6 protein-coding genes are annotated in these 6753 nt (G+C 69.3%); all 6 read right to left on the minus strand.

The features are described from left to right. Positions 1 to 44: 44 nt before the first annotated feature. Positions 45 to 1085 (minus strand): ABC transporter ATP-binding protein, encoded by a 1041-nt coding sequence (locus tag ACFVW8_RS37890; RefSeq protein WP_389698383.1) that lies wholly within the window; start codon positions 1083 to 1085, stop codon positions 45 to 47. Then, positions 1082 to 2158, minus strand: coding sequence for an ABC transporter ATP-binding protein (locus ACFVW8_RS37895; protein WP_389698385.1), 1077 nt, complete (start codon positions 2156 to 2158; stop codon positions 1082 to 1084). The genes ACFVW8_RS37890 and ACFVW8_RS37895 overlap by 4 nt, the downstream gene beginning before the upstream one ends. Beyond that, a complete protein-coding gene (locus ACFVW8_RS37900) occupies positions 2155 to 3069 on the minus strand; it encodes an ABC transporter permease (RefSeq protein WP_389698387.1) in 915 nt (304 codons plus the stop codon). Before ACFVW8_RS37900 ends, ACFVW8_RS37895 begins: the two co-directional genes overlap by 4 nt. Then, a complete protein-coding gene (locus ACFVW8_RS37905; protein WP_389698389.1) occupies positions 3066 to 4040 on the minus strand; it encodes an ABC transporter permease in 975 nt (324 codons plus the stop codon). Before ACFVW8_RS37905 ends, ACFVW8_RS37900 begins: the two co-directional genes overlap by 4 nt. Next, positions 4037 to 5647, minus strand: coding sequence for an ABC transporter substrate-binding protein (locus ACFVW8_RS37910; protein WP_389698391.1), 1611 nt, complete (start codon positions 5645 to 5647; stop codon positions 4037 to 4039). The genes ACFVW8_RS37905 and ACFVW8_RS37910 overlap by 4 nt, the downstream gene beginning before the upstream one ends. Before the next feature lie 266 nt (positions 5648 to 5913). Next, positions 5914 to 6462 (minus strand): DUF1062 domain-containing protein, encoded by a 549-nt coding sequence (locus tag ACFVW8_RS37915; RefSeq protein ID WP_389698393.1) that lies wholly within the window; start codon positions 6460 to 6462, stop codon positions 5914 to 5916. Positions 6463 to 6753 lie beyond the last annotated feature (291 nt).

Genomic DNA, 6753 nt, shown 5'->3' on the forward strand with positions numbered 1-6753 from the left:
GTGGTGGACGGGCTCCGGCGTGTGCGGCAGGTCAGCCGCTGCGGTCAGACCACCGCAGCCGCAGCCACCGCCTTCGCGGCATCGGGCACGCTGCCGTCGTCCGCGACGAGATGGCAGGCCACCTCCCTGACTGGGCCCTCGGTGGACAGCGTGCGCAGGACAGGTGCCTCGGTACGGCAGCGGTCGGTGGCCAGCGGGCACCTGGTGTGGAAGTGACAGCCGGGCGGCGGGTCCAGTGGGCTGGGCAGGTCGCCGCCGAGCACGATCCGGCGACGGCCGCGCTGCTCGGCGGGGTCGGGCACCGGCGCCGCGGACAGCAGCGCCTGCGTGTACGGGTGCTTCGGCGCGGCGAACAGCTCCGCAGCCGGGGCCTGTTCGACGATCCGGCCCAGGTACATCACCGCGATGCGGTCCGCCAGATACTCCACGGCCGCGAGGTCGTGCGTGATGAAGAGGCAGCCGAAGCCCCGGTCCCGCTGCAGGTCTGCGAGGAGGTTGAGGACTGAGGCCTGGACGGACACATCGAGGGCCGAGGTGGGCTCGTCGGCCACCAGGAGCGCCGGATCGACCGCGAGCGCCCGTGCGATGGAGACGCGCTGACGCTGACCGCCCGAGAGCTCATGGGGATTGCGGTCGGCGAGTTCGGGCCGCAGGCCCACCTGGGCGAGGAGCTGGTCCACCCGCTGTGCCGCCTCGGCACGTGTCGCCATGCCGTGCAGCCGCAGCGGCTCCGCAATGATCTGGCGGATCGTCATTCTCGGGTTGAGCGAGGACGAGGGGTCCTGGAACACCAGGTGGAAGTCCTTGCGCAACGGCCTGAGCGCACGGGGCGAAAGCCCGGTGACGTCCGTGCCGTTGATCTCCACGCTGCCGTCGGTCGGCCGGTCGAGACGGACCACGCAGCGTCCGACGGTGGACTTGCCGCTGCCCGACTCCCCGACGAGGCCGACGACTTCGCCGGGCAGGATCGTCAACGACACCCCGTCCACCGCCTTCACGGTGCCGCCGGCCCCGTCGAAGTGCCGCTTCAGGCCGCGCACGGCCAGCACGGGAGTGACGGTCGGTGGGTCGATTCCGGCGCTCATCGGACGGTTCCCTTGCTCGCGTCGGGTGGGGACTGGTCGGACCCGGCGGCGTCGGCCGGGTGGTAGCAGGCGATCAGATGGGTGCCCGCGGCCTTCTCCAGTGGCGGGCGGCTCGTCAGGCATGTGTCCTCGGCCGAGGCGCAACGCGGCGCGAAACTGCACCCCTCGGCCTGTTCGCGCAGATCGGGCACGAGGCCGGGGATCTCGTTCAGCCGCGCCCGCCCGCCCACGCCCCGGCTGCCGGGACGCAGCACGGCACCGAGCAGACCACGGGTGTACGGATGCCGGGGTGAGCCGAACAGCTCGTCCACCGAGGCCCGTTCGACGGGGCGGCCCGCGTACATCACGAGGACCCGGTCCGCGGTGTCAGCGACCACACCGAGGTCGTGGGTGATCAGGACGATGGCGGTGCCGAGCCGGTCCCGCAGCGAGCGGAGCACATCGAGGATGCCGGCCTGCACCGTCACGTCGAGAGCGGTCGTCGGTTCGTCGGCGATCAGCACCGCGGGGTCGCACGCCACCGCGATGGCGATCATCACCCGCTGCCGCATGCCTCCGGACAGCTGGTGCGGGTATTCGTCGACCCGCTTGCGCGGCGCCGGGATGCCGACGATGCCGAGCAGCTCGACGGCCCGCTCCTTGGCCGCGCGGCGGCTCAGGCCCTGGTGGCGGATGAGGACCTCGGTGATCTGCCGGCCGATGGTGAGCACGGGATTGAGCGAGGTCATCGGCTCCTGGAAGATCATCGAGAGGCGCCTGCCGCGGAGCGAGCGCAGCTGCTTCTCCGGGGCGCCGACAAGCTCCTGGCCGTCCAGGCTGATGGACCCGCCGATCCTGGCGGTCGGCGGCAGCAGCCCCATCACGGCCATGGAGGTGACGGACTTCCCGCAGCCGGACTCGCCGACCACGGCCAGTACCTCGCCGGGCGCCAGATCGTAGGAGACGCCGTCGACGGCGTGCACGGTGCGTTCCGCACCGTGGAAGGAGACGGTCAGGTCGCGGACCCGGAGCGCCGGCTCGGGGCCGGCGTCTGCGGCGAACCGCTCCACGGTGGACGTTTCGACTTCGGTCACCGGGAACCTCCGCGGGGGTCGAGGATGTCGCGTACGCCGTCACCGAGCAGGTTGAACGCCAGAGTGGCGACCACGATGACCAGTCCGGGGAAGACCGCCATCCAGGGCGCGTCCGCGATGAAGGGCTGGGCGCTGGAGAGCATCACGCCGAGCGAGGGGGCGGGCGGCTGCACTCCGAGGCCGAGGAAGCTGAGCACCGCCTCGCCGATGATGGCGGACGGGATGCCGACGGTGGCCTGCACGATCAGCGTCGAGGTGGCGTTCGGCAGGATGTGCCGGAACAGGATCACCCCGTCACCGCCCCCGTTGGCCACGGCGGCGCCCACGTAGTCCAGGTGCTTGAGCCGCAGCGTCTCGGCCCGGGTGACGCGGACGATTCCGGGGATCTGCGAGATACCGATCGCGATGGTCGCGTTCTCCAGCGAGGGGCCCATGACGGCGGCGAGACCCACGGCCAGGACCAGGAAGGGAAAGGCCAGCATGGTGTCCGTCAGCCGGGAGACCACGGAGTCGGCGAACCGGCCGTAGTAGCCGGCCACCAGCCCGAGCGGCACGGCGACGACGAAGGCCAGCAGCACGGCCAGCACACCGACCTGCATCGACGCGGTGACGCCCACCAGTACCCGGGAGAGCTGGTCGCGGCCCAGATCGTCCGTTCCGAGCCAGTGCGACCAACTCGGTTCCATGAGAGCCGCGTTGAAGTCCGGGCGTGCCGGGTCGTAGGGGGCGAGCAGCGGCGCGAGCAGGGCGACGAGAACGAACACCGCCGACAGCACCGCACCCACCAGGGCCAGCCGGTTGCGCCGCAGCCGCCTCAGCGAGGTGGCCAGCCGTAGCCGTGCGGCACGGGCGCCGGGCCGTACCGCGGGGGGCGCGGCGGCGGGCGGCGCCGTGGACGGGGCGAGGGTCATCGGGAACCTCCGAGCCGGATGCGCGGGTCGACCACCGAGTACAGGAAGTCGACCAGCAGGTTGATCAGGATGTAGGCGGCCGAGGTGAACAGGACGACGCCCTGGACCATCGCGTAGTCGCGGGTGAAGACCGCGTCGATGGTGAGCTTGCCGAAGCCCGGTAGGACGAAGACCTGTTCGGTGACGACGGCGCCGGAGATCAGGTGGCCGAGCTGTAGCCCCAGCACGGTGATCACGGTGACGAGCGAGTTGCGCAGCCCGTGCCGGCCGATCACGGCGGCCGGGGACAGCCCCTTGGCCCGTGCGGTGCGCACATAGTCCGAGGACATCGCGTCGATCATCGCCGCTCTCGTCTGGCGCATCACCACCGCGGCGAGGCCGGATCCGAGCACGACGGCGGGCAGCACCAGACGCCTCAGGTTCTCCAGCGGATCGGTGCTGAACGGTACGAATCCGGAGGCGGCGAACACCGGCATGGCGATGGCGAAGACCAGCACCAGCACGATGCCGAGCCAGAACGCGGGCACCGACATGCCCAGCAGCGCGATGCCGTTGGCCAGCCACTCCTCCGGCTTTCCGCGCCGGACGGCCGCCATGACACCGGCTCCGATGCCGACGACCACGGCCATCAGCAGGGAAAGGGCCGCCAGTTCGAGGGTGATGGGCAGCGCCTGGGTGATGGAGTCGAGTACCGGGAGCCCGGTACGGGCCGAGGTGCCGAAGTCGCCGGTGGCCGCGTTGCTGACGTAACGCCAGTACTGGACGGCGATGTTGTCGTCGAGCCCGTACTCGGATCGGATCGCGGCCAGCACCTCGGGGGAGGTCTGTTCACCGGCCAGCGCCTGGGCGGTGTCGCCGGGCATCGCGCGGACCCCGAGGAACACGGTGATGCTGACCAGCACCATGGTCACCAGGGACATGCCGATCCGGCGGCTCACGTACGACGTGAGCAGTTGGCGGAGGGTCTTCACCGGCTCCCCTTCGTGTAACCGGCTTCCTTGACCCTGATCAGGCCGTCACCGGAGAGCTTGATGCCGCTCACGTCCTGCGAGGCGGAGACGTAGCTGATGTTGCGGTAGAGGTAGATGACCCCGTGCTGCTTGTTGATCGCGGCGGTGAGCTTGCGGTAGATCTCGCGGCGCTCGGCGACGTCCGGGGTGCTGCGGCCCTGGACGATCAGCCGGTCGATCTCCGGGTCCGAGAGCTTGCCCTGATTGTTGCTGCCCGTCGTGCCCACGAGACTGTCGATGTTGCCCGCCGGGTCGGGCTGGCCGCCCCAGCCGCCGGTCCGTGCCTCGAAGTCACCGGCGAGGGTCCGGGTCAGCCCGGTGGCGAACTCGGTGGGCCGCAGCTGGACCTTGAATCCGGCGTCCGCCGCCATGGCCTGCACGACCTGCCCGAGACGGCTGTCCTCCGGAGTGGTGTTGATCATCAGCTCCAGCGGCACCGGGGTCTTCACACCGGCCGCCTTGAGCAGCCGCCTGGCCTTGTCCACGTCCCGTTTCGGGCAGGTGACCGGCGAGCTGAGCGGCGTTCCCGGCGGAACCGGACTGCAGGCCGGCTCGTACATGCCCTGGAAGACCAGCTTGTTGATCAGCTCGCGGTCCAGCGACAGATCGAAGGCCTCCCGGACGCGTACATCGCGCCCGAAGGGGTTGTCGACGGGGCTGGGCTTCTTGTCGATGCCGTGCGAGTTCCCGACGTTCAGGGTGAGGGCCATGTAGCCGAGCGACGGGGTGTTGAGGAGCTGGAGGTCCTTCTCGCCCATGGAGTTGCGTACCTCGACCGGGCCCATCTGGTCGCCGATCTGGACGTCGCCGGACCGTATGTTGGCCATCCGGATGTTGCCGTCGGTGATCGTCTTGTAGATGACGTGGTCGAGGTGGACCTTGTCCGCGTCGTAGTACAGCGGGTCCTTCGCCAGCTCGATCCGGTCACCGACGACCCGCTTCACGTACCGGAACGGGCCGACGCACGAGGGATGGGTCGCGAACTTCGTCCCGTACGTCTTCAGGGCCTTCGGCGACATGATCAGCCCGGCCGTGTTGGCGAGCCGGCCCAGCAGCGGTACGTCGGGGTGGCTCAGCGAGAGCCGCACGGTGTACGGACCGATGGCGGTCACCTTCTTCACCGAGTCGATCTCGGAGGCGCGTCCGGAGCCGCGCAGATGCAGATGCCGGTCGAGTGACGTCTTCACGGCCCGGGCGTCCAGGCGTGCGCCGTCACTGAAGGTGGCGTCCTTGCGAACGGTGAAGGTGAAGGTTCTGCCGCCGTCGGTGATCTTCGGCATCGAGTCGGCGAGCTGCGGGACGAACTTGTTTTCCTGGTCCACGTCGTAGAGCTGTTCGCACATGGACGTGAACACGGTGCGGGCGACAAGGGTCGTCGTGAGGCTCGGGTCCAGCATGTCGGGGTCGGACTTGAGCCCGATGGTGACTGTGCCGCCGTCGCGTACGGGACGCAGGTCGGTGAGCCGCGCCTGGGCGGTGGTCTCCTTGCCTGGCGGGGAGAGCGAACTGCATGCGGTGGTGATCGCCAGCAATGCGGCCACCGACAGAGCGGCCGGAATTCGACGCATGGGATCAAGCCTCCTTGAGGACGGCAGGGCGGCAGGACGAGTACGGACTCGGGTACGCGTTGAGGCGCAACGGTATACCAGAAGGTTCGACGCCCAGGCGGGTCCGTAGGGCCTTGTTTGCCGGTTTTGCAGCATAATTGGCGGCACAAAAGAGGGCGGATGCCGCAGTTCGATAGGAGTGAAATCGCGACTTGAGATCGACTTGGTATACCGAATGGGGCCCGTCCGGCGGATGCTGCCGGACGGGCCCCTGAGGTGGGGAGGATTCAGCGCTTGAGCGTGAAGGTGAAGTCGCCGGAGACCTTGCCGGTCAGCCGCACTCCCGAAACGAGATTCCCCGCCGTGATCAGCCGCTCGACCTCGGCCCGCGAAAGCCGGCAGCCCTCGGCGACGAGCCGCACCGGCCGGACGGGGATCCGAGCGGCGAACCGGACCGAGATGTCGATCACCTCGCGGTTCAGATGATCCGATCCGCCGGTGTCGAGTCGCCAGGCGTTGTCCCAGTCGAGGGCGATGCGATTGCGGCGCCGTACGACTGGATCCTGAAGGAGTTCCCCTGCCAGGGCAGGGTCGTTGGCATGTAGCCGGTCCAGCAGCTCGGGCCGCACGGAGCGCACGTTCACGCGCTCCAGGACCGTGAGCTTCGAGGTTTCCCCGCACCCGGTGCAGAGCACGAGGAGCCAGGCGTCGAGGAGCTTGTGATGTGCGTTGACGCGGAATTTGCCATTTGCCCGGAAATGCTCGGACGCGCATGCGTGGCAACGTCGGAGAACAAGTGGCAGGCAGGTGGGCATGACGGCCCAGTTGTTGAGCACAGCAGTACACCGGTTTCAGTGAGAAGACCGCAGCAAGAAAGAGCACGTCGCACGGGTGCGACGCGCGACGATTCAGCGCTCGGGATGTCTCACAGGGTGTACAACGGTGCGTCCTTGACTGGGCGACGTGGTCCGGCAGCACGGTAATGGGGCGCGCCGTGCCGTTCCACTGGTTTTGGGGGGGGGGGGGGGCGCGCCGCCCCCCCCCCGCCGCCGGAGTGGGTGGTTGGTTGATAGGTGAGGGGCAGCCGGGGGGGGGGGGGTGGGGGGGAGACAGGGGAAGGAGAGCGG

It is taken from the genome of Streptomyces sp. NPDC058221 (genome assembly GCF_042882365.1).
Lineage (GTDB): Bacteria > Actinomycetota > Actinomycetes > Streptomycetales > Streptomycetaceae > Streptomyces.

Coding starts and splice junctions, on each gene's coding strand:
- ACFVW8_RS37890 (WP_389698383.1), bottom strand. CDS start 1,085: ATGAGCGCCGGAATCGACCCACCGACCGTCACTCCCGTGCTGGCCGTG.
- ACFVW8_RS37900 (WP_389698387.1), bottom strand. CDS start 3,069: ATGACCCTCGCCCCGTCCACGGCGCCGCCCGCCGCCGCGCCCCCCGCG.
- ACFVW8_RS37910 (WP_389698391.1), bottom strand. CDS start 5,647: ATGCGTCGAATTCCGGCCGCTCTGTCGGTGGCCGCATTGCTGGCGATC.